Source organism: Caviibacterium pharyngocola (genome assembly GCF_002795405.1).
Taxonomy (GTDB): domain Bacteria; phylum Pseudomonadota; class Gammaproteobacteria; order Enterobacterales; family Pasteurellaceae; genus Caviibacterium; species Caviibacterium pharyngocola.
The window spans coordinates 22,021-43,925 of sequence record NZ_PHGZ01000010.1 but is presented as its reverse complement, the minus strand read 5'-3'; the positions used below and the strand labels follow the sequence as shown (position 1 = coordinate 43,925).

Below are 21,905 nucleotides of genomic sequence, written 5' to 3'. Positions count from 1 at the left end.
AGGCTCTCCGTTTATTCTTGATAAACCGCGTTTAAAATCACATCGGCGCCTTGCGCTAAAAGTTGTTGCGCAATTTGTTCGCCTAATTTTTCGGCATTTTCCACCGCACTTTTTCCTTCGGCGCGGATAATTCGACTGCCGTCTAACGCACCGACCAGCGCGCGCAGATATAATTCGCCGTCTTGAATCACGGCATAGCCGCCGATAGGCACTTGGCAACCGCCTTGTAAGCGGTTATTCATCGCTCGCTCCGCCAAGACGCAATAAGTGGTTTCTTGATCGGCAAGCGGGGCTAATAAATCTTGTACGCGTTGATCGTCGATACGACATTCGATCCCTACGGCGCCTTGTCCGGCGGCGGGAAGGGAAATTTGCGTATCGATAAACGAAGCGATCCGTTCGCGCAGACCTAAGCGAATTAAACCGGCGGAAGCGAGGATAATCGCGTCGTAGTCGCCGTTATCCAATTTACTTAAACGCGTACCCACATTGCCGCGCAAAGAGCGAATATCCAAATCGGGATGTAGCGTTTTAAGCTGACATTGGCGACGCAAACTGGAAGTGCCGACAACCGCGCCTTGCGGCAATTCCGCCAAAGTGCGGTAAGAATTCGACACGAAAGCGTCGCGCGGATCTTCGCGTTGGCAAATGACGCTCAAGCCTAAACCTGCCGGAAATTGCATCGGCACGTCTTTCATCGAATGTACGGCAATATCGGCGTCGCCGTTTAGTAATGCGTGTTCCAATTCTTTGACAAACAAACCTTTGCCGCCGATTTTAGCAAGCGGCGTGTCTAAAATTACGTCGCCTTTCGTGACCATCGGGACTAATTCGACGCGCAAATCGGGATATAACGCCTGTAGTCGATCTTTAACGTAATCGGCTTGCCACAAGGCAAGCGGGCTTTGGCGGGTGGCAATTTTTAACAGATTGGTCATCATCATAAATCCGATCGCTTTATATCAATAATAGCCCTTATCCTATCATTGTTGTCGGAAAATGTCAGTTTCCATTTAAATTTTTTGCTTTAATTTAGGGCAAATGGTAGAGTATTGACCCTAAGTTATGCGGAGTGATTATTGTACGGCGGAAGGTTTCCGTGGCGGCGATATATCGTTAATTATTATCAGTGGTTTATTACCCTTCCAATCTATTCCGGATATAAGTTGAATTACGATCTGAATCGCGCAAAAGAACAAGTCGAACGTCTTGATAAGCTGCGTATCGAACGCGCGCTTGACGGCACGTCCGAATCGTTTCGCTTGGTTTTTCAAGTGATCGCGCCCTTGCTACACCTCAATCATCCGCACTTGCCGGGCTATGTGGAAAACGCTCCGCAAGGCATCGCCGATTTTACCTTGTCCGACGATCAAACTCGGTATCTTGCCGAGCTGCTCGGTAAGGAAGAATTTGCGCGCTTTAAGAGAAAAAACGCAAGTATTTCTCACCGCACTTCGGCGCTGATTTTAGGCGTGTATATAATGGGCAGTATTGCCTCGCTCAGTCAAACGCCGAGTTCGGATCTGGATATTTGGGTGTGTCATCAGCCCGATTTAGATCGCGCGCAGCGCAATTTGCTGGCGCAAAAATTCGAGCTGCTACAACAATGGGCGCTTCAACAGAATGTGGAAATTAATCTGTATTTAATGGACGAACAACGTTTCCGCTGTTTTCGTTATAGCGAGCCGCTCACCGCGGATAATTGCGGATCGGCGCAAAATATGTTGCTGTTGGACGAATTTTACCGTTCCGCCGTGCGATTGGCGGGCAAGCCTTTATTGTGGCTGCATTTGGCGGTGGAAAACGAGCAAGATTACGAGCGCGAAACGGAACGCTTGGTGCGCGAAAATATTATTCGCCGCGAGGATTGGGTGGATTTCGGCGGGCTCGGCGCGTTTTCCGCCAACGAATATTTCGGTGCGAGTTTATGGCAATTATATAAAGGAATCGACGCGCCTTATAAATCCGTATTAAAAATTTTGTTGTTGGAAACCTATTCGCACGATTACCCGAAAACCTTTTTGATCGCGCAAGAATTTAAGCGTGCGTTGCTTGCCGGCGATACGCAGCATCATTTCGATCCTTATTTAACGATGTTGGAACGGGCGACGCGTTATTTGATTCAACTAAAAGAATTTAAACGGCTGGACTTTTTGCGTCGCTGTTTTTATATCAAAGCCAACGAATATTATCCGAACTGCGGTGAAAAAAATCGACGTTTTCAATCTTTGCAAAAATTGGTACGCGAATGGGGTTGGTCGCAGGAATTGGTCGCCGAATTGAACGGTCGCGCCGCGTGGAAAATCAAACGGGTAAAAGAAAGCCATAATAATTTGATCAAATTCTTGATGTTCAGCTATCGACATTTGGTGCAATTTGCTCGCAAATATCGGGTAAATTCCAGCATAATGCCGCAAGATCTCAGCATTTTAACTCGAAAAATTTATACCGCGTTTGAAGAATTACCCGGCAAGATCACCTTGCTCAACAGAATGATTTCCGCCGATTTATCCGAGAAAAATTTAACCTTTATTGAAGTGCGCAACAACAAGCTGTTTAAAGACGGCTGGTATGTGGTCAATCAAACGCCGGATATTCAGGGGTTTGCCGATACGCGTTATATCGAATACGGCGAGCATTTGAATAAACTGGTGTCGTGGGCGTATTTTAACCGCTTATTGACGCCGAGTACCGGTTTGCATATTTCCAGTCCGAACGTCAGTCAGGAGACATTACGCCGTTTCGTTACGGATTTGCGCCTTTCTTTATCCGTCAACGTGCCGGCGGTCGGCAATGAAGAATTAACCCATAATTGTGAAATCCGCAATTTGGTAGTGGCGGTGAATCTCACGTCGGATCCGACCCAGCATTTGCTACAAAACAAATCGACCATCGTGCCGAGCGATTTGTTCAGCTTCGGGCCGGCGGAAGAAAGTTTGGTCGGCAGTATCGATTTAACTTACCGCAATCTTTGGAACGAAATTCGCACCCTGCATTTTGAAGGCCCGAATGCGATTTTATTGGCGTTGAAAGTGCTGTCGAACAAAATTTATCGCGGTTCGGCACCGCCGAAATCGGTGAATGTTTTCTGTTACAGCCGTTATTATCAAAATACTTTGCGCAATATTGTGACCGCACTTATTCAAAAATGTATCGGTATTCAAATCGGTGCGCGCGACGCGCCGCAAAATAATTTATTGCGCGTGGCGGGTAAAAACTGGCAATTCTTTTTTGAAGAACGCGGTATCAGCTTGCAAGAAATTCATAACACGTCGATTTTAAATAACGACGAATTCGACACGGAATTGCAAAACGCCATCGAAGAAAAAGAAGCGGCGGTGTTGGCGAATCGGAAACAATATCCTTATGAAATCGACGCTTTTGCCAGCGAAGGCTTTTTACAGTTCTTTTTTGAGGATAATCCGAACAAATCCTTTAACGTTTATATTTTGGACGAAGCGAACCGAATCGAGATTTATCGTCATTGTGAAGGCGAAAAAGAACAAAAAATCCGCGAGATAAATCACATTTATCAGTCTGCGGGATTGGACGGAAACGATAATCCGTATAAAATCGTCCAACGTAATTTTAATTATCCGCAATTTTATCAATTATTACCGAACGGCGACGGCGTGAAGATCGTACCCTTTCACAGCCGTTCGGCGTTAACATAATTGGGGGAAATATGTCAGAAAAAATGAAAGTGATTATTATCGACGATCACCCGCTAATGCGTCGCGGGATCAAACAACTGCTTGAATTGGAAGAAGGCTTCGATGTGGTCGGCGGCGCGGGAAGCGGCACCGAAGGCATTAATTTGGCGTTAACTCATTCGCCGGATTTGATCATTTTAGATTTAAATATGAAAGGCTTGTCCGGTTTGGATACGCTAAAAGCCTTGCGCGCGGAAAATGTGGACGCGCGTATTGTGATCCTAACCGTTTCCGACGCGAAAAACGATATTTTCACCTTAATCGACGCCGGCGCAGACGGTTATTTATTGAAAGACACCGAACCCGATATCTTATTGGCGCAAATCAAGCGCATTGCGCAAGGCGAAGTAGTATTGAGCGATTCGATCAAAGATCTGATTTTAGAACGCCGTCCGGAACAAGATCCGATTTATTCGTTAACCGATCGCGAAACCGACGTGCTACGCCTGATCGCTACCGGTTTATCCAACAAACAAATCGCCGCGCAGCTATTTATTTCGGAAGAAACGGTGAAAGTGCATATTCGCAATTTACTGCGCAAATTAAACGTGCATTCCCGCGTTGCCGCCACCGTATTGTATTTCCAACATAAAAGCGCTTAAGCGCGTTTTTCTACGGTCGGTTTTTGCCGGCCGTTTTACTTTTCTTTTTTATGTAAATTATCGTAAAACATACCGCACTTTGCATTGCTAACCCGACACCTTAAAAGTAAACTAGAAACAATTTTTTTAGGGGACGTTATGAAATTATCTCATTATTATCATTCCGCCGTTTCGGCGCTTTGCGGATTGTGCTGTTTTGCCGCGTTTCCCGCATTTGCGGAACATACGGTCGATTTGAAAGTGACCGGCGTAAAAGGTGTGAAAGCCATTGAAAACGTGGAAATTTATACCGGTTTAATCGAAAAAGAAGAAGCGGACGGCTCGGAACGTTATCGTCAATTAGTCAAAGAAGCCATTGAAAAAGCTTTGCGCGTGTACGGCTATTACAGCGTCGTTACCGAATTTTCCTTACAACCGGCAAGCGGCAACAACAAACCGGTATTAATCGCCAATGTGAACGCCGGCAAGCAAACCTTAATCGAAAGCGCGGATGTCACCTTGCTCGGTCAAGCTGAAAGGGACGAAGCCTTTCTCGCCTTAAATAAAAAATTGCCGAAAAAAGGCGATATGTTATATCACTCCGTGTATGAAGATTATAAAAGCAATCTACAAAAACTCGCCTTAGCGCGCGGTTATTTCGACGCGGAATTCGAACAATCCCGCTTGGAAGTAATGCCTTCTACCTATCAAGCTTGGTGGAAAATTATTTTTAATAGTAAAGATCGTTATCGTTTCGGCAAATTCACCTTTGAACACAGTCAAATCCGCGAAGATTATTTGCGCAATATTATGGCAATTAAAGAAGGTGATCCTTATTTAATCAACGAATTATCCGCGCTCACCAACGATTACACCTCATCTAACTGGTTTAGCTCCGTGTTGTTGCAACCGAGTTTAAACGAAGAACAAAAAGTCGTGGATGTGGACGTGTTATTGTATCCGAGAAAGAAAAATGCGATGGACGTCGGTATCGGCTATTCTTCCGATGTGGGATCGCGTTTTCAATTCGGCTGGACGAAACCTTGGATCAACAGCCGCGGGCATAGTTTCCGCACCAATTTATACCTTTCTTCGCCGAAACAAACCATTGAAGCAGTGTATAAAATGCCATTGCTGAAAAATCCGTTGAAATATTATTACGAATTTTCCAGCGGTTTCGAACGCGAGGATGACAACGACACCCAAACTACGGCGGCAACTTTCGCCGCGTTGCGTTATTGGAATCGCCCGACCGGCTGGCAACATTCGTTGGGCTTGCGCGTGCGTTACGATTCCTTCACCCAAGCGGATGTATCCGATACCACATTGTTAGTGTATCCGACCGCGTCCCTCAGCCGAACGCGTTTGGAAGGTGGCATTTTCCCAACGTGGGGCGATTCGCAGCGGTTAACTGTGGATTTGGGTCATAATGCGTGGATGTCGGATGTAAATTTCTTTAAAATTCAAGCCTCTACCGCGTGGATTCGCACCTTTGCCGACAATCATCGTTTTCTCACTCGTGCGGAACTCGGTTGGTTGATGACGAAAGACTTAGACCGAATTCCGCCCGCACTTCGTTTCTTCGCCGGCGGTGATCGCAGCGTGCGTGGTTACGGCTATAAAAAAATCTCACCGAAAAATAGCGACGGCAAATTAATCGGCGCCTCGCGTTTAGCCGCCGGCACCTTGGAATATCAATATCAAGTGTATGAAGACTGGTGGCTCGCCACCTTTGCCGATGTCGGCTTAGCGGCAAATTCGTTCAGCGTCAACGAATTACGCTACGGCGCAGGTATCGGCGTGCGCTGGGCATCGCCGGTGGGCGCAATTAAGTTGGACATCGCTACGCCGGTGCGCGACAAAGACGACAGTAAAAACATTCAGTTTTATATCGGTTTAGGCTCGGAATTATAAGGTGTAATTATGACGGAACAACAAGGCGTGCAAAATCACTCACCCGCAACAAATGAAACCGAGACCAGCGCGAAAGCATCGAAAAAGAAAACTTGTCGGCGGGTATTGTGCGGGCTAAGTGCGGTGGTTTTTTTGCCGGTTTTCGGCTTGCTCGGCGCTTTAGCGACGGATGCGGGACAGCGGGAACTCATCCGCCTCACCGACAAATTTATGGACAATCTCTCCATTGAACAAGTGGAAGGCGGTTTGCAAAACGGCTTGTTGCTGAAGAACTTGCGTTTTCAATCGCCCGGCGTCGATACGCAAATCGAACAAGCACGCTTGCAGTTGGATCTCGGCTGTTTATGGCGCGCGAAAATTTGTTTGCAGGATTTAAGCGTGCAACGTCCGCAGATTCAAATCGATACTGCGCAGCTGCCGCCGTCGGAAGAAAAACCGAAAGACAATACGCCGCTGCAAAAAATTCATTTGCCGGTTGCCGTGGAAGTTAACAACGTCAGTCTGTCGGATTTAAACTTAACCTTGGATAATCATCATATCGGCTTAAACGCTTTCCAAACCGCGTTAAGTTTAAATAATGACACGGGTTTGACCCTTGAACCGACCTTGATTGACGGCGTTTCCGTGCAAACGACGGTGGTCGCCGAAAAAGAAAAAGCGGCGAAACCCGCCGAACCGAGCGCACCGATTGATTGGGCGAAGTTGGAACAAGATCTCACCCCGCCGTTATTGGGCGCGTTAACGACAATCGAATTGCCGTTTGATTTGCACGTTAAGGATATTCAAGGGAAGGATTGGCAATACCGCAAAATCGACGGCGAAACCGAGCAAAAAATTGAAATTCCTTCGTTACAATTACAGGCGGATGCCACCGGTTATGATGTTCGACTGCAAACCTTACGCGTGGAAAGCTCGCTCGGTAATATTAACGGACAAGGGCAGCTGCAACTGAACGATGATTTCCCGCTTGATTTCAAACTAAACGCGGATCTCAAAGCGCAAACCGACGGCAAACAAATTTTGTTGCCGGCGAGCCAGGCGGATTTAAGCTTATCCGGCGCATTGCGAAAACAGACCGCACTTTCACTGAAAACCGGCGGTGCGGCGGATTTGACGGTAACCGGCGAAATCGCATTGAACGAAGAAAAAACGCCGCTGAGTTTGAATATCCTCAGTCCGAATTTTCAATATCCTTTTGATAAAAACGCACAAGATCCTTTAAGCGTCAAAGGATTGAATCTCAGTTTGCAAGGCAATTTGTTAGATTATCAATTACGCTTAAATTCGGAAATCGGCGGAATGGGCGCGCCGAAAACGCGTATTGAAACCGCGGCGAAAGGCGGTTTATCCAATCTGTCGATTGAAAAATTGCAGCTCGATGCGCTTAAAGGTACGCTGGCGTTGCAAGGCGAGGCGGATTGGAAAGACGGCGTAAAATGGCAAAGTGCGGTGGATTTTTCCAACGTTAATTTTGCGGAATATCTGCCGACAATGCCGGCGGTGTTATCCGGTAAAATTCAATCGGACGGCTCGGTGCAAGGACAAAATTGGGCGGTGAACGTGCCGCAGTTGGATGTTAACGGCACCTTATCCGGTCGTCCGCTTCACTTGAAAGGGACGCTCGGTTCGACGCCGGAAAAACTTTTCTCCACGCCGAATTTGTTACTCAATTACGCGGAAAATAAAATCGCCGTGCAAGGCGAAGTCGGTAAACAATCCGATTTAAATCTGGACATTAACGCACCGGATTTAAAAGGTTTATTGCCTGATTTATCCGCTTCTTTGAAAGGAACTGCGCACTTAAAAGGCAATATTACCGCGCCGAATGTGGATGTGGATTTGCTCGGACGACAAATTCGTTTCCAAGCCTTACAGCTGAATCATCTTGCGTTGAAAGGCAAAATCACCTCGGAAAAACTGATTCAAGGTAATGCGGAAATTGATCTGGACGGCTTGAGTTATAACGATATCAAAATTAATCAGGCGAAATTATCCGCATCGGGAGACGAAAAAAATCATCGTTTACAGCTGGTTTCAACGGGCGATCCCGTGGCGGCGAATTTAAATTTAAGCGGAAATTTCGACCGCACTTCGCAGATTTGGAAAGGCGCGTTAAGCGACATCGGGATTCGCTCGCCGGTGGGCGATTGGAAAACCGATCAAAACATTAATGTGATTTACGATAATCAAAAAATATCCGCGAACGTTTCATCCCATTGTTGGCGCAACACGGATATTGATTTGTGTTTCCCGAAAGCTTTTAACGCCGGAAAAAACGGTGAAATTCCTTTTGAACTCAAGAAGTTAGATTTGGCATTAGTGAATAAACTGATTGAACAGGAATTGCTTACCGGACAGTTGCACAGTAAAGGAAACGTGGCTTGGTTTACCGATAAACCGGTGCAGTTGGCGTTACAAATCGACGGCGATAATTTGGCGCTTGCGCACAAAATCGATTATCGCACCTTCAAATTAGCCGTGCCGAAATTGAACGTTAACGCCGATTTACAAAATAATAATTTAACCTTGAAATCCGATATCGAGATACAAAACCAAGGCAAAATCGGCACGGATTTGAAATTACAAGATGTGGCGAATGCGCGCAGTTTAAGCGGCGGCTTGACGATTCGGAACCTTAATTTGAATTTGGCGAATCAGTTGTTATCCGACGGCGAGAAAGTCAACGGCGATGTCACGGCGGATTTAAAATTCGGCGGAAATTTAACCGCACCTTTATTGCACGGCGCCTTTAACGCGGCGAATTTAACCGCCGTGATGAAATCCTTGCCGTTTGATATTAACGGCGGCAATATCGCCTTAAATTTCCACGGTAATCGCTCCACGCTGCAAGGGCATATTCAAACCCCTGATAGCCGTTTGGATGTGGACGGTGAAGCGAGCTGGAAGGATCTCAACAGTTGGAACACGCAAGTGCGGGCGAAAGCTGATCAATTTAAGGTCAATATTCCGTCAATGGCGAAATTAAAAATCAGCCCGAACATTGAAATGAAGGCGAATCCGAAATTGTTGGAATTATCCGGAATGATTGAAATTCCTTGGGCGAGAGTGGAAATCGAAAGTTTGCCGGACAGCGCGGTGGCGGTGAGTGAGGACGAAGTGATCCTCGACGGGCCGAATAAAACCAAAGAAAAGCGCTTGAACACCCAAATGGCGGCGAAAACCAAAAGCGGGATGGAAATTCGTTCCGATTTAAAAATTAAAATCGGCGATGATGTGAATCTGAACGCTTACGGTTTGAAAACCGATTTGGACGGGTTATTATCGGTAAAACAAGACAAAGGTAAATTGGGATTATACGGACAAATCAATTTGCAAAACGGACGTTATGCGTCCTTCGGGCAAGATTTGTTGATTCGCCAAGGAATCATCAGTTTTTCCGGCTTGCCTTCGCAACCGATGTTGAATATCACCGCAATTCGCAACCCGACCGCAATGGAGGACAGTAATATCGTCGCCGGCGTGAAAGTGGTGGGACTTGCCGACAGTCCGGAAGTAACCGTTTTTGCCGAGCCGGCGATGCCGCAAGATCAGGCATTGTCTTATTTATTAACCGGTCGTTCGTTGGAAAACAGCGGCGAGGCGGGTTCCGGCGGTTCTATCGGCGCGGCGTTATTAGGAATGGGCTTGGCAAAAAGCGGTAAAGTGGTCGGCGGTATCGGCGAAGCCTTCGGTATTCAGGATTTGAACTTGGGCACACAAGGCGTCGGCGACAGCTCCAAAGTTGTGGTAAGCGGCAATATTACGCCGCGTTTGCAAGTGAAATACGGGGTCGGATTATTTGACGGCTTGGCAGAATTTACTTTACGTTATAAATTATTACCGCAGTTGTATTTGCAATCGGTTTCCGGCGTAAATCAAGCCTTTGATCTTCTTTATCACTTTGAATTTTAGGTCGTTATTATGAACAACGAGAATTTAATTGCAACAGCCACCGCGTTCGCCCACCAGCGCGGCGAAGTGCGGGAAATCGCCGCCATTGATCTCGGCTCGAACAGTTTTCATATGATTGTGGCGCGGATTATTAACGGATCGATTCAAGTGTTATCGCGCTTAAAACAAAAAGTGCAGTTGGCGGAGGGCTTGGACGAAAATAATGTGCTCAGCCAAGAAGCCATTACGCGCGGCGTGAATTGTTTGGCGCTGTTTGCCGAGCGTTTGCAGGGATTTAATCCGGAAAACGTTAATGTCGTCGGCACTTACACCTTGCGCCGTGCGGTGAATAACGCCGAATTTTTACGTCAGGCGCAACAGGTTTTTCCGTATCCGATTAATATCATCAGCGGGCAAACGGAAGCCAAAACCATTTATGCCGGCGTGTCGCACACGCAGCCGGAAACCGGACGTAAATTGGTGGTGGATATCGGCGGCGGTTCGACGGAAATGATCATCGGCGACGGTTTTATTCCTTTGGCGGCGGAAAGCCGGCATATGGGTTGCGTGAGTTTCGCGAAGAAATTTTTTCCGCAAGGTAAGATTTCGCCGGAAAATTTTCAACGCGCAAAACAAAACGCGCTTAATAAAATTGATGATTTAGCCTTTGAATTCAATAAATTGGGTTGGCAATCCGTGCTGGGATCATCGGGCACGATTAAAACCGTTTATCAAGTGATTTCGGCGAATACGGATCCGAACGGAATTATTACGCCGCAGCGCTTAAACGAACTCACTGAGATCGTGTTGCGCGCGGATCACTTCGATAACTTGCGTTTGGCGGGGCTGAACGAAGATCGCACGGATGTGTTTGTGCCGGGGTTGGCGATTTTAAGCGCCGTCTTTGAGAATTTTTCCATTAAAGAAATGCGTTATTCCGACGGCGCGCTGCGCGAAGGCGTGATGTACGGGTTGGAGAAAAATTTTCAGGTGACGGATATTCGTCAACGTACTGCGCTAGGCTTGGCGGAGCAGTTTAATTTGGATACCGCACAATCCGAGCGAGTTTTTCACAGCGCGCAATTATTATGCCGACAAATCGAACATTGGGAAAACGCGAAATATGCCGACGAAATGAAAGATATTTTATTCTGGGCGGCGCGTTTGCACGAAGTCGGCATCGTGATCAATCATCGCGGTTTACAAAAACATTCCGCCTATATTTTGCAAAATATCGAACTACCGGGCTTTGACAAAGAGCAACAACGCTTGTTGGCGACCTTGGTGCGTTATCAAATTAATTCGTTTAAATCGGGCGATTTGGCGAAATTCGCCCGTTATACGGAATCCGACGTGTTAACCTTGGTGCGTTTATTACGCCTAGCCGTGATGTTGAACAAATCGCGCCAAGCTACGGAATTAACCGATAAAATCTTGCTTAAAACCGACCGCACTTCCGTGAGTTGGCAGTTGGAATTTGCACCGGAATATTTGTCGCATAACCCGTTGGTGAAAAACGAACTGCTGGCGGAGCGGTATTTATTGCAAGGGTTGAATTTGGATTTAACATTTTAGCGGACACGACAGAAATTTTACAGGTTAAATAAAAACCTCCCGATTGGGAGGCTTTTATTTATGCGGTTATTTCTTTTTTGTCGGGCGCTGCCAGCCGGCGATATGACGTTGCGGCACGCGGGTGATAACCAATTCGCCTTCATTTACGTCTTTGGTGATGGTTGAACCGGCGCCGATCGTCGCGTTATCGGCAACTTTAAGCGGTGCGACTAATTGCACGTCGGAACCGACGAATACATTATTACCGATCTGGGTTTTGAATTTATTCGCGCCGTCATAGTTGCAGGTGATCACACCGGCGCCGATATTACAATCCGCACCGATTTCCGCGTCGCCCACATAGGTTAAATGGTTGACTTTCGAACCTTTACCCACCACGGATTTTTTGATTTCGACGAAGTTACCGACGTGTGTTTGCGCGGCTAATTGCGCGCCCGGACGGAGGCGGGAGAACGGGCCGATTTGCGCTTGTTCGCCGACAGTCGCATCTTCGAACACGGAATAAGGTTTAATTTCCACATCATCGCCGATAACACAATTTTTCAACACGCAACCGGCACCGATTTTCACGCGATTACCTAATGTCACCTTGCCTTCAAGCACCACATTAACATCAATTTCCACGTCTTTACCGTGGGTTAATTCACCGCGTAAATCGAAACGTTCCGGATCGATCAAAGTAACGCCGGCAAGCAATAAGGCATTCGCTTGTTTGCGTTGGTAATAACGCTCTAAAGCGGCAAGTTGTAGGCGATTATTGGCGCCTTCCACTTCCATAATGTCATTGGCTTGCACGGCAACCACGTTAAAGCCGTCTTGGTTGGCTAAACCGATCACATCAGTCATATAATATTCGCCTTGCGCATTATTATTGTCTAAACGGGCAAGCCATTTTTTGAAACTCGCGCCGTCGGACACCATCACGCCGGTGTTGACTTCGGTAATGGCAAGTTGTGCCGGATTGGCGTCTTTTTGTTCGACAATCGCCACCACATTGCCGTTCTCGCGAATGATTCGTCCGTATCCGGTCGGATTTTCTAATTCGACGGTGAGCAGTGCAATGCCCTTTTCCGGTTTGGCAGCAATCAATTTGCGCAAGGTTTCCGCGCTGATTAGCGGCGCGTCGCCGTAGAGCATTAGAATATTTTCATCGTCTTGAAAATACGGCGCGGCTTGTTGCATTGCGTGTCCCGTGCCTAATTGCTCCGCTTGCAGCACCCAATTCACCGGCTCGTCCTGTAAACGGGCTTGAATCAAATCACCGCCGTGACCGTAAATCAAATGAATATTTTGCGCATTTAAGGTTTTCGCGGTATCAATAACGTGTTTCACCATCGGTTTGCCGGCGATAGGATGCAACACTTTCGGTAAATCGGAATACATTCGGGTTCCCTTGCCGGCAGCAAGGATCACAACGCTTAATTTGCTCATAGAAAATCTCTTTCAATAAAATGATAGGGTAAAAATTGTTGTTATTTTATAATAGAACGCCTCGGAAGGAAAAGGATCAAATAGAGTAACAATGCAACGAAATTATTATATCGGCGTAATGTCGGGCACCAGTTTGGACGGCGTGGATGTGGCATTAATGGATTTTTCCGCGTCGCCGGCAACATTAATTGCGGCGGACGTTACGCCCTTTCCCGCAGATTTGCGCGAAAAATTGACCGCACTTTTACGCGACGGACAAACCGATTTGCAACAACTCGGTGAATTGGATCATCAACTCGGCTTGCTATATGCCGATTGCATTAATGCGTTTTTGCGTAAACACAATATCGCGCCGGAGGAGGTGCGAGCCGTCGGTTGCCACGGGCAAACTGTGTGGCATTCGCCGCAAGGACGTTTTCCTTTCACAATGCAGCTCGGCGATATGAATTTGGTAGCGGCGAAAACCGGCATTACCGTTATCGGCGACTTTCGTCGTAAAGATATGGCATACGGCGGGCAGGGCGCGCCCTTGGTGCCGGCGTTTCATCAAGGGCTTTTTGCCTGCGCCGAGCGCCTTACCGTGGTGTTGAATATCGGCGGTATCAGTAATATTTCCGTGTTGATCTCGAATCGTCCCGTTATCGGCTATGACACCGGTGTCGGCAATGCGTTAATGGATAGCTGGATCGAAAAACATCGCGGACAAAGTTATGATAAAAACGGCGAATGGGCGCAAAGCGGACAAGTGAATTCCGAATTATTAGCAGAATTATTGGCGGAACCTTATTTAACCCAAGCGCCGCCGAAAAGCACCGGACGCGAATTATTTAATTTGGCGTGGCTGGATAAAAAGTTAGCAAAACATACCGCACTTTCCGCCCAAGACGTGCAAGCAACATTGGCGGAATTTACCGCGCTAAGCACCGTTTTACAATTACGCGCGCTGGAGGAGGATTGCGCCTTGCCACGCTTGTTGTTAGTGTGCGGCGGCGGGGCGAAAAATGCCTTTTTGATGTCGCGTTTTCGTCAATTATTGCCGCATTGGACGGTTTCCAGCACCGGCGAGTTCGGTTTAGACGAAGATTATGTCGAAGCAGCGGCGTTTGCGTGGCTAGCGTATTGCCGTGTTCAAAACCTGCCGTCTAATTTGCCGAGCGTCACCGGCGCAAAAAGTGCGGTGGTTTTGGGCGTGATTTATCCGAAAGCCTCCGGCGAATCGGTTTTTGATATGTAACGAAGAACAATGATGACAGAAAAAAATTTACTTAATACCTTAGCGCAGCTGATTACCGAGCAGCGCAATCCCGCGTCAATGAACTTGGACGGCTTGTCCGCCTTAGAAATCCTGCGTTTGATGAACGATGAGGACAAACAAGTGCCTTACGCGGTGGAACGTTGTTTGCCACAAATCGCGCAGGTGGTGGAAAAAATCGTCGCCGCATTTCGTCAAGGCGGGCGATTGGTTTATATCGGCGCAGGAACCAGCGGGCGCTTAGGCGTGTTGGATGCCTCCGAATGCCCGCCGACTTTCGGTGTGTCGGGCGAAATGGTGAAAGGCATTATCGCCGGCGGAGAACGCGCGTTACGGCATCCGGTGGAAGGCGCGGAAGATAATGCCGCCGCCGGCAAAGAAGATTTGCAACATATTGATTTTTCGGCAAAAGACGTATTGGTAGGCATCGCCGCTAGCGGGCGTACGCCCTATGTGCTCGGTGCATTAAATTATGCCAACGAACTGGGCGCGACAACCGTTGCGTTGGTCAGTAACCCGCAGTCGGCAATGGCACAAACCGCACAAATCGCCATCGAAACCATCGTCGGCGCCGAAGTATTGACCGGCTCCAGCCGCTTAAAATCCGGCACGGCGCAAAAATTAGTGCTGAATTTATTGACCACCGCGTCAATGGTGTTAATGGGAAAATGCTACCAAAACTTAATGGTTGACGTTCAAGCAAGCAATGAAAAACTAGTGGCGCGCGCCGTGCGAATCGTAATGCAAGCCACCGACTGCTCGCGCGAAACGGCGCAAGAAACCTTAAAACTTGCCGATAACCACGCCAAAGTCGCCATATTAATGATCTTAGCCGGCTGCGATCGACAAAGTGCGGTGGATTTATTGCATAAAAATCAAGGTTCGTTGCGACGGGTTTTGTCGTGAATGCTTATTTGGTGGTGATTTGAGGTAGCAATCAGTTAGGTGAAATCAAGTTGAGCGTCTTCGTTACTCTATGTTTTGGACGCACTAGGTGCGTCCGTGTTGTAACCCTATTCAACGGTTTCACAAAATTGCGCAAACACCTCGTCGGCGCGAATCAAGCGCATTTCGTCTTTTTTCACATAATACTGATGTTTACCGTAAGTGCCGATTAATTGCGGATCCGTCGGGCCGTAGAGGGTGATATTCGGGCGATCCAATGCGGCGGTTAAATGCGCTAAGCCGGTATCTACGGAAACTACCGCCTGTGCTTGGGCAATTTCTTGTGCTAATTCGGTCAGCGAAAGTCTCGGCAAAACCACCGCACTTTCAATGCCTTGCGCAATATATTCCGCCCGTTGTTTTTCCTGCGCGTTCGCCCAAGGCAGGCGGACGGAATAACCTCGCGCGCTGAGTTTTTGCGCCAAAATTTTCCATTGATCATCCAGCCAATGTTTATCCGCACGGGTGGTGGCGTGAATAAATAGGATGTGTCGCGAAGCGGATGAAGGTGCGGCAAAATGCTCGGCAATGTGGTAATCGCCTTGAGTTTGCGGTAGCGGATAACCTAAACTTTGCGCAAATAATCGGCGGATTCGTTCAACGGCGTGCTGTTGATAATCAATGAAGAAAGTTTGGTCGTAAAAATAGGCGGCGAGCGGTTCGCGCGCGCAATGCTTATCATAACCGTATTTTTTGCCCTTAGCTAACCGTGTGGCGAGCAAGGCACTTTTGATTAGCCCTTGTGCATCGATGATCACATCGTATTGATTTTGTTGTAATATTTCACGATAATTTTGCCATTCGCGCCAAGTTTTTGCGGAAAATAGCTGTTTGCGCCAGCGTCGCACCGCAATGGGAATGACTTGATTCACCGCCGAATGCCAGCGCGGAATTTCGGCAAAATTTTCTTCCGCCACCCAGTCCACTTGTAAATCGGGAATTGCATTTTGGGCGTCCGTTAAGGCGGGCAAGCTGTGAATGAGATCGCCCATTGAGGATGTTTTAACCAACAAAATTTTCATCCGAATTTCCCTTATGGTTGAAACAGTTATGCGAGCAAACCTTGCAATTTTTCGAGGACGATTTCCGGTTTAATATCAATCAAACTTTGGTGGTAACCTTCCGCGCTGTCCGTGCCTTTGCGCACTTTAATCAATCCGCCTTCGATTAAGCGAATAATCACCGCTTTATCGGATAACGGCGGCGTATATTGCGGGCTGGTCGGGCCGTATAACGCCACCAAGGGACGATTCAGCGCCGCGGCAATGTGCATTAATCCGCTGTCATTACTCACCACCGCCGCGCAATCGCTAATTAAATCCACCGCTTGATTCAGCTCGGTTTGTCCCGCCAAATTAACACAATAGCGCTGTAATGGCTGCGGTAATGCGTTACGAATTTGCTCGCCGACTTCGTGATCTTTCGCCGAACCGAACAAACGCACGGCATAACCCTGTGCGATCAAAGTTTCGGCTAAAGCGGCGTAATGATAATGCGGCCAACGCTTCGCCGGCCCGAATTCCGCGCCGGGACAAAAGCCGATCGCCGGACGATTTTCGCAAAGTGCGGTTTGTTTTTCGAATGTTTTCAAGGTGTTCGCCACCGCTTGCGGCGTCACTGTTAAATAAGGCGTCGGAATTGCTAAATCTTGCGCATTCGGCACCGCACTTTTTTCATAACCTAACGCGACATAACGTTGCACCATCATCGGATAATCTTTTTTATTGCTGCGTAAATCGTTCAATAAAAAATAACGGCTTTCGCCTTTCCAACCGCGTCGTCGCGGAATGTGGGCAAACAACGGAATTAACGCAGATTTTAACGAGTTTGGCAGAACAATCGCCATATCATATTGATCTCGCAAAGATTTTCCAATGGCATAGCGACCTTTTAAATCAAACGCGCCGTGCCCGATAGGCATTGTGATCGCCGTGCGCACTTCCGGCATTCGCGCAAGTAAAGGTTTGCACCAATTCGGCGCCAATACATCAATCGCGCAAGCGGGGTATTGTTGCGTAAGGGTTTGATATAAACTGTGCGACATCATCATATCGCCGACCCAAGAGGGGCCGATAATTAATATTTTCATCGTTATTAAATAAAAAGTGCGGTTAAATTAAGCTAATTTTAACCGCACTTGGGATCGAATAAAACCTTTAATTTCCCGCTATTTCCGATTTAACCACGCCATATATTCCGCCACGCCTTCCGCCACGGATTTGAATGCTTTGTCATAACCGGCGGCGCGTAATTTGGTTAAATCTGCTTGGGTATATTCCTGATAACGGGATTTCAAATGTTCCGGAAAAGGAATCGTTTCAATATGCCCTTTGCCGTGGTAAGCCAATACCGCTTTCGCCACCGCTTCAAAACTTTCCGCCTTACCGGTACCGCAGTTATAAATGCCGGAAATACCGTGCTGCCAACACCACAAATTCACTTGCGCCACATCGCCCACATACACGAAATCACGCAAGAAATGCTCGCTGCCGGCGAATAATTTCGGATTTTCGCCTTTCAGAATTTGATTATTTAAATGAAACGCCACGCTCGCCATTGAACCTTTGTGCTGCTCTCTCGGCCCGTAAACGTTGAAATATTTAAAACCGCACACCGGTGAAGTGGCTTGCGGAAGAATTTGGCGAACATATTCGTCGAATAAGAATTTAGAATAACCGTAAACGTTCAATGGACCTTCAAACCGGCGTTCTTCCACAAATTCGGTTTTATCGCCGTAAGTCGCCGCGCTGGAAGCATAAAAGAACGGAATTTCGCGATCCAAACAATAATGCAATAATTCTTTCGAATATTCGTAATTATTGTGCATTATGTATTTCCCGTCCCATTCCGTCGTTGCCGAACAAGCGCCTTGGTGAAACACCACATCAATCTCACCCAAATCATTGCCCGCCATTATGGACGCGATAAAATCTTCCTTATCACAATAATCCGCAATATCCAAATCGACCAAATTCACAAATTTCGTTCCGTCTTTTAGGTTATCCACCACTAAAATATCTCGATGGCCCATTTCATTTAATGCTTTGATAATATTACTGCCGATTAAACCCGCACCACCTGTTACTATGATCATAGTTTGTTCCTTTTACTTAAATAATTGAACATATTCTAACGGATTTTAGGTTGAAAGATAACAAAAAATCCCCTTGTTTAAATTTGCAAGGGGATTATACCAAAATACATTATTATTCAATACCGGTCGTCACTGTAAAACATCGTGTTTCGTGAGGTGATAGTAAGATCAATGAACCGTTTTCTTTTGCACTTAAATATCCTTCTGGACGACAAGTTGCCGGTAAAACGAAAGCACCTACTTGCTGATCCGCATTAAATAAAATCCATCTGGTCGCGTAATTAAATTCATCAGAGGTAAATTTGGTTAAATAGCAATGTCCTTGTGGAGAATGCATTCGATATTCAAGTTGCGATTGATATTGTTGTAAATTATCCATAAAGAAAACAATTTCCGGATTATACATTTCATCGTTTTCAAGCGAATTTAATTGATATGTACCATTTTTTATTTGTTCGTTAAACTCCAACCACTTCTCAGTCGGTTTAACGTGTGCCGGAATAGATTGCCGTAATGTCACCGCACTTTCCGGGATATTTTGACTGAACGTTGCACCGTGCTCGTAACAATAATTCATATGGCACATATATTGTAACGGCATTTCAGTACTTGCCAAATTGGTCACTTGCATATGAATATCAAACAAAGAGCTGTCGGCATATAGTGTGACTTGAGGTTTAGCAGAGTAATGATCGCCGAATCCTTTTACATATTCGACTTCACTGCAGATTCCCAAACTTTTTTCATCAAATACTAACCACGCATTATCCATAACCGCACAAGGCATTTCACCGTGTAGCGGATGATCATCTTGCGGGCTTGGACAACCGTTACGAATCAAACCCGAATGGAAAGCAAAACAACCGTAAGTATCAATAATCGTGTTACCGACTTTCGGTTCACGGAACATATTTTTCATTTTTAAATTATGACCGTTAAATTGTGCATCCCAAATAATTTGCCCGTAAAACGGTAAAACAATAATAAATCCCTTTTTATTTGTGAGTTTTACAGCTTCAATACCAGAAGCATATTTAAACGTTAATGCGCTAAATTCATCATTTTGAAAAATGATCTTTTTTTCATAACTAAATAATTCTTTATATAAATAAATACGATTTTTCATATATCCTCCCTATTGATTATTTTTAATTTTACCGAAGAAGTAATAACCAACATAGGCAAAACAAAATAGTGGCACAATGAAAGCTAATTGTAATGAACCCAATGCATCCGATACATAGCCGTGAATAGCGGGAACGACTGCCGCGCCGATAATAGACATTACAACTACAGCACCGGCAACTTCACGATGTTCCTGTTTTACGGTATTTAATACCGAAGCATAAATTGTTGCCCAACAAGGACCGAATAATACACTGGCAAAAATAGCTGCATAAACGGCGGAGAAATCTTGGACGAAAGCGGTATAACCTAACGTAACAACGCCTAATACGGAATACCACATTAATACTGCGTCGGATTTAAATCTCGTCATTAAGAAATTAGCCACAAATTTACCGATGAAAAAACCAATAAAACTGTAAATCATAAAATTGGAAGCATCTCGTTCATTCATTGAACTTAAATTTAATGCTAAACGAATCGTAAAAGACCAAACGGCGACTTGCATTCCGACATATAAAAATTGCGCGATAATTCCTTTTTTGAATGCACTATTACCGGCAAGGTATTTTAACGTATCGGTGACTTTCACCTCAGATTTGGTACTATCACTATTAACTACTTTACATTTTGGAAATTGAGTAAGAAGAAATAAAATCGTGACGGTGATAAGCACAAAAATCAAATATTTATATGGTTGTAAAGTATGTTCTAACATTGCCAGTTTAAAATCGTGAATTTGTTCCGGCGTCATTCCCACCATTTGTTCATTAAGGCTGGCACCTTCTTGGAAAATTAAATACTTACCTAATAGAATTCCGGCAATCGCACCGACGGGATAAAATGTTTGACTGATATTGAGACGTAATGTCGCATAATCTTTATGTCCTATCATTGAACTGTATGTATTGGCGGCAGTCTCTAAAAAACTTAACCCTATAGCAATAGAGAAAATTGCAGCTAAAAACATCGTATAAGTTGCCATATGCGAGGCTGGGTAAAACATTGAACATCCGACGATATACAATGTTAAACCAATAAGAATGGCAACTTTATAACTGGTTTTTTTGATGACTAAAGATGCTGGAATCGCAATTAAAAAATAACCTCCATAAAACGCACTTTGTACTAATGCACTGGCAAAATCGCTTAAGGTAAAAACGCTCTTAAATTGAGTGATTAAAATATCGTTTAAACTGGCTGCAGCCCCCCATAGCGGAAATAAACAAGACAATAAAATAAATTGAAAAAGCGGTGTTCTATTGAGATAACCGTCAGGCATTTGTTGAATATTTTTCATATGATGTCCTTAATTATCAAATTGCTGTCTAAATTGTTCAAATTCATCTTTGTTCGGATAAGAAGATTGCGTACCTTGTCCGGTCACGCTATAAGCTGCGAACAATGATGCTGTTTTCATTGATTCAATAACATTGCCTGTTATTATGTAATAATGTGCAAAGCAGCCGATGAATGCATCACCGGCACCACTTGTATCCACCGCATTAACTTTGTAAGGTTCAATATAAGTGATTTTATTTCCACGTAGCCAGACGGAGCCCTTATTACCTAATGTCACAATAAGATTTTTCAGACCTTTGGCTAGCAATGTATTCGCTGCGACTTGAATTTGCGGCATTGTTTCAACAGGTAATCCGGTCAGAATTTCCAATTCCGTTTCATTTGGCATAAAGAAGTCACATTTGCACGCATAATCAATATCGAGTTCTCTGCTTGCCGGTGCTGGATTTAAAATAACCGGAATTTGATGTTTATTGGCAAAATCAATCGCGTAATAAACAGTCTCTAATGGAATTTCTAATTGTAAAATAAATAACTTACATTTTTTTAACCGCTCTTCTGCATTATCAATGTCACTCGGTTTTAAATGGGCATTTGCGCCTTTTATAATTAAAATCCGATTCTGCGAAGATTTATCGACAAAAATAGGTGCAACACCGCTGGAAACACCTGATACTTTCATTACATAATCAGTGTTCACGCCATAATGCTGAAAATTACGAATAGTATTGTCCGCAAAAATATCATCGCCGACTTTCGTGATCATCATTACCGATGCGCCTAATTTTGCCGCCGCTATCGCTTGGTTTGCACCTTTACCACCGCATCCCATTTTGAAATCCGGTGCTTCAATGGTTTCTCCCATTTTTGGCATAGAATCAATATATGCAATGAGATCGACCATATTCGATCCAATAACCGCTATATCCATAATACTCTCCTTATTTATGTTATGAAACTAACAAATTGTTCGCAAGTAAGTTTATAATAATAAAAATGTTAAAAAAGTTACATAGATCACAGTTTTCAAAATTTTTTAATGTATGATATAAAATCATTAAACGATATTTCTATCATTGTAA

General features: G+C 45.4%; 15 protein-coding genes. 7 read left to right on the top strand and 8 right to left on the bottom strand.

Translation table 11 applies throughout. The annotated features are described in order from the left end of the window. Positions 1-11: 11 nt before the first annotated feature. Complete coding sequence (hemC, locus tag CVP04_RS05105; RefSeq protein WP_100296442.1) at positions 12-941, bottom strand: hydroxymethylbilane synthase; 930 nt, start codon at positions 939-941, stop codon at positions 12-14. 225 nt (positions 942-1,166) lie between these two features. Here hemC and CVP04_RS05100 point away from each other — a divergent pair, with 225 nt between their 5' ends. From CVP04_RS05100 to ppx, 5 genes are all read left to right on the top strand, one after another. Next, positions 1,167-3,674 (top strand): class I adenylate cyclase, encoded by a 2,508-nt coding sequence (locus CVP04_RS05100; protein WP_100296455.1) that lies wholly within the window; start codon positions 1,167-1,169, stop codon positions 3,672-3,674. An 11-nt stretch (positions 3,675-3,685) separates the two neighbouring features. After that, positions 3,686-4,315 (top strand): response regulator, encoded by a 630-nt coding sequence (locus tag CVP04_RS05095; RefSeq protein ID WP_100296441.1) that lies wholly within the window; start codon positions 3,686-3,688, stop codon positions 4,313-4,315. Between the two features lie 138 nt (positions 4,316-4,453). Then, positions 4,454-6,208, top strand: coding sequence for an autotransporter assembly complex protein TamA (gene tamA, locus CVP04_RS05090; RefSeq protein WP_100296440.1), 1,755 nt, complete (start codon positions 4,454-4,456; stop codon positions 6,206-6,208). Between the two features lie 9 nt (positions 6,209-6,217). Further along, positions 6,218-10,120: an autotransporter assembly complex protein TamB gene (gene tamB, locus CVP04_RS05085; protein ID WP_100296439.1), complete on the top strand. Its 3,903-nt coding sequence runs from the start codon at positions 6,218-6,220 to the stop codon at positions 10,118-10,120. Between the two features lie 9 nt (positions 10,121-10,129). Further along, the gene (ppx, locus tag CVP04_RS05080; RefSeq protein WP_100296438.1) at positions 10,130-11,674 is read left to right on the top strand and encodes an exopolyphosphatase; all 1,545 of its coding nucleotides are present in this window, start codon (positions 10,130-10,132) and stop codon (positions 11,672-11,674) included. Between the two features lie 66 nt (positions 11,675-11,740). On the opposite strand, the gene glmU is transcribed toward ppx, so the two are convergent. Then, entirely contained in the window at positions 11,741-13,105 is a 1,365-nt protein-coding gene (gene glmU, locus CVP04_RS05075) for a bifunctional UDP-N-acetylglucosamine diphosphorylase/glucosamine-1-phosphate N-acetyltransferase GlmU (RefSeq protein ID WP_100296437.1), read from the bottom strand. Between the two features lie 91 nt (positions 13,106-13,196). Between glmU and CVP04_RS05070 the strand changes: the two genes are divergently transcribed. Then, complete coding sequence (locus tag CVP04_RS05070; RefSeq protein ID WP_100296436.1) at positions 13,197-14,339, top strand: anhydro-N-acetylmuramic acid kinase; 1,143 nt, start codon at positions 13,197-13,199, stop codon at positions 14,337-14,339. Positions 14,340-14,351: 12 nt separating this feature from the next. Continuing rightward, positions 14,352-15,263, top strand: a complete 912-nt coding sequence (gene murQ, locus CVP04_RS05065) for an N-acetylmuramic acid 6-phosphate etherase (RefSeq protein WP_100296454.1) — start codon at positions 14,352-14,354, stop codon at positions 15,261-15,263. A 107-nt stretch (positions 15,264-15,370) separates the two neighbouring features. On the opposite strand, the gene rfaC is transcribed toward murQ, so the two are convergent. The 6 genes from rfaC to rbsK form a co-directional block, all read right to left on the bottom strand. After that, positions 15,371-16,324 carry a lipopolysaccharide heptosyltransferase RfaC gene (rfaC, locus tag CVP04_RS05060; RefSeq protein WP_100296435.1) on the bottom strand — a complete coding sequence of 318 codons (954 nt, stop codon included), beginning with the start codon at positions 16,322-16,324 and terminating at the stop codon, positions 15,371-15,373. Between the two features lie 26 nt (positions 16,325-16,350). Then, positions 16,351-17,391, bottom strand: coding sequence for a lipopolysaccharide heptosyltransferase II (waaF, locus tag CVP04_RS05055; protein ID WP_100296434.1), 1,041 nt, complete (start codon positions 17,389-17,391; stop codon positions 16,351-16,353). A gap of 78 nt (positions 17,392-17,469) precedes the next feature. Then, positions 17,470-18,396 carry an ADP-glyceromanno-heptose 6-epimerase gene (gene rfaD, locus CVP04_RS05050; RefSeq protein WP_100296433.1) on the bottom strand — a complete coding sequence of 309 codons (927 nt, stop codon included), beginning with the start codon at positions 18,394-18,396 and terminating at the stop codon, positions 17,470-17,472. 112 nt (positions 18,397-18,508) lie between these two features. Beyond that, positions 18,509-19,522, bottom strand: a complete 1,014-nt coding sequence (locus CVP04_RS05045; RefSeq protein ID WP_100296432.1) for an aldose 1-epimerase family protein — start codon at positions 19,520-19,522, stop codon at positions 18,509-18,511. Positions 19,523-19,531: 9 nt separating this feature from the next. Then, positions 19,532-20,821 (bottom strand): L-fucose:H+ symporter permease, encoded by a 1,290-nt coding sequence (gene fucP / locus CVP04_RS05040; RefSeq protein WP_100296431.1) that lies wholly within the window; start codon positions 20,819-20,821, stop codon positions 19,532-19,534. Between the two features lie 9 nt (positions 20,822-20,830). Further along, positions 20,831-21,754, bottom strand: coding sequence for a ribokinase (gene rbsK, locus CVP04_RS05035; RefSeq protein ID WP_100296430.1), 924 nt, complete (start codon positions 21,752-21,754; stop codon positions 20,831-20,833). Positions 21,755-21,905: the final 151 nt, after the last annotated feature.

What these genes read in the sequence shown, in the direction of transcription:
- ppx (WP_100296438.1), top strand. Translation starts at nt 10,130, where the DNA reads ATGAACAACGAGAATTTAATTGCAACAGCCACCGCGTTCGCCCACCAG.
- glmU (WP_100296437.1), bottom strand. Translation starts at nt 13,105, where the DNA reads ATGAGCAAATTAAGCGTTGTGATCCTTGCTGCCGGCAAGGGAACCCGA.
- waaF (WP_100296434.1), bottom strand. Translation starts at nt 17,391, where the DNA reads ATGAAAATATTAATTATCGGCCCCTCTTGGGTCGGCGATATGATGATG.
- murQ (WP_100296454.1), top strand. Translation starts at nt 14,352, where the DNA reads ATGACAGAAAAAAATTTACTTAATACCTTAGCGCAGCTGATTACCGAG.
- fucP (WP_100296431.1), bottom strand. Translation starts at nt 20,821, where the DNA reads ATGAAAAATATTCAACAAATGCCTGACGGTTATCTCAATAGAACACCG.
- hemC (WP_100296442.1), bottom strand. Translation starts at nt 941, where the DNA reads ATGATGACCAATCTGTTAAAAATTGCCACCCGCCAAAGCCCGCTTGCC.
- rbsK (WP_100296430.1), bottom strand. Translation starts at nt 21,754, where the DNA reads ATGGATATAGCGGTTATTGGATCGAATATGGTCGATCTCATTGCATAT.
- tamA (WP_100296440.1), top strand. Translation starts at nt 4,454, where the DNA reads ATGAAATTATCTCATTATTATCATTCCGCCGTTTCGGCGCTTTGCGGA.
- CVP04_RS05070 (WP_100296436.1), top strand. Translation starts at nt 13,197, where the DNA reads ATGCAACGAAATTATTATATCGGCGTAATGTCGGGCACCAGTTTGGAC.
- rfaD (WP_100296433.1), bottom strand. Translation starts at nt 18,396, where the DNA reads ATGATCATAGTAACAGGTGGTGCGGGTTTAATCGGCAGTAATATTATC.
- CVP04_RS05045 (WP_100296432.1), bottom strand. Translation starts at nt 19,522, where the DNA reads ATGAAAAATCGTATTTATTTATATAAAGAATTATTTAGTTATGAAAAA.
- tamB (WP_100296439.1), top strand. Translation starts at nt 6,218, where the DNA reads ATGACGGAACAACAAGGCGTGCAAAATCACTCACCCGCAACAAATGAA.
- rfaC (WP_100296435.1), bottom strand. Translation starts at nt 16,324, where the DNA reads ATGAAAATTTTGTTGGTTAAAACATCCTCAATGGGCGATCTCATTCAC.
- CVP04_RS05095 (WP_100296441.1), top strand. Translation starts at nt 3,686, where the DNA reads ATGTCAGAAAAAATGAAAGTGATTATTATCGACGATCACCCGCTAATG.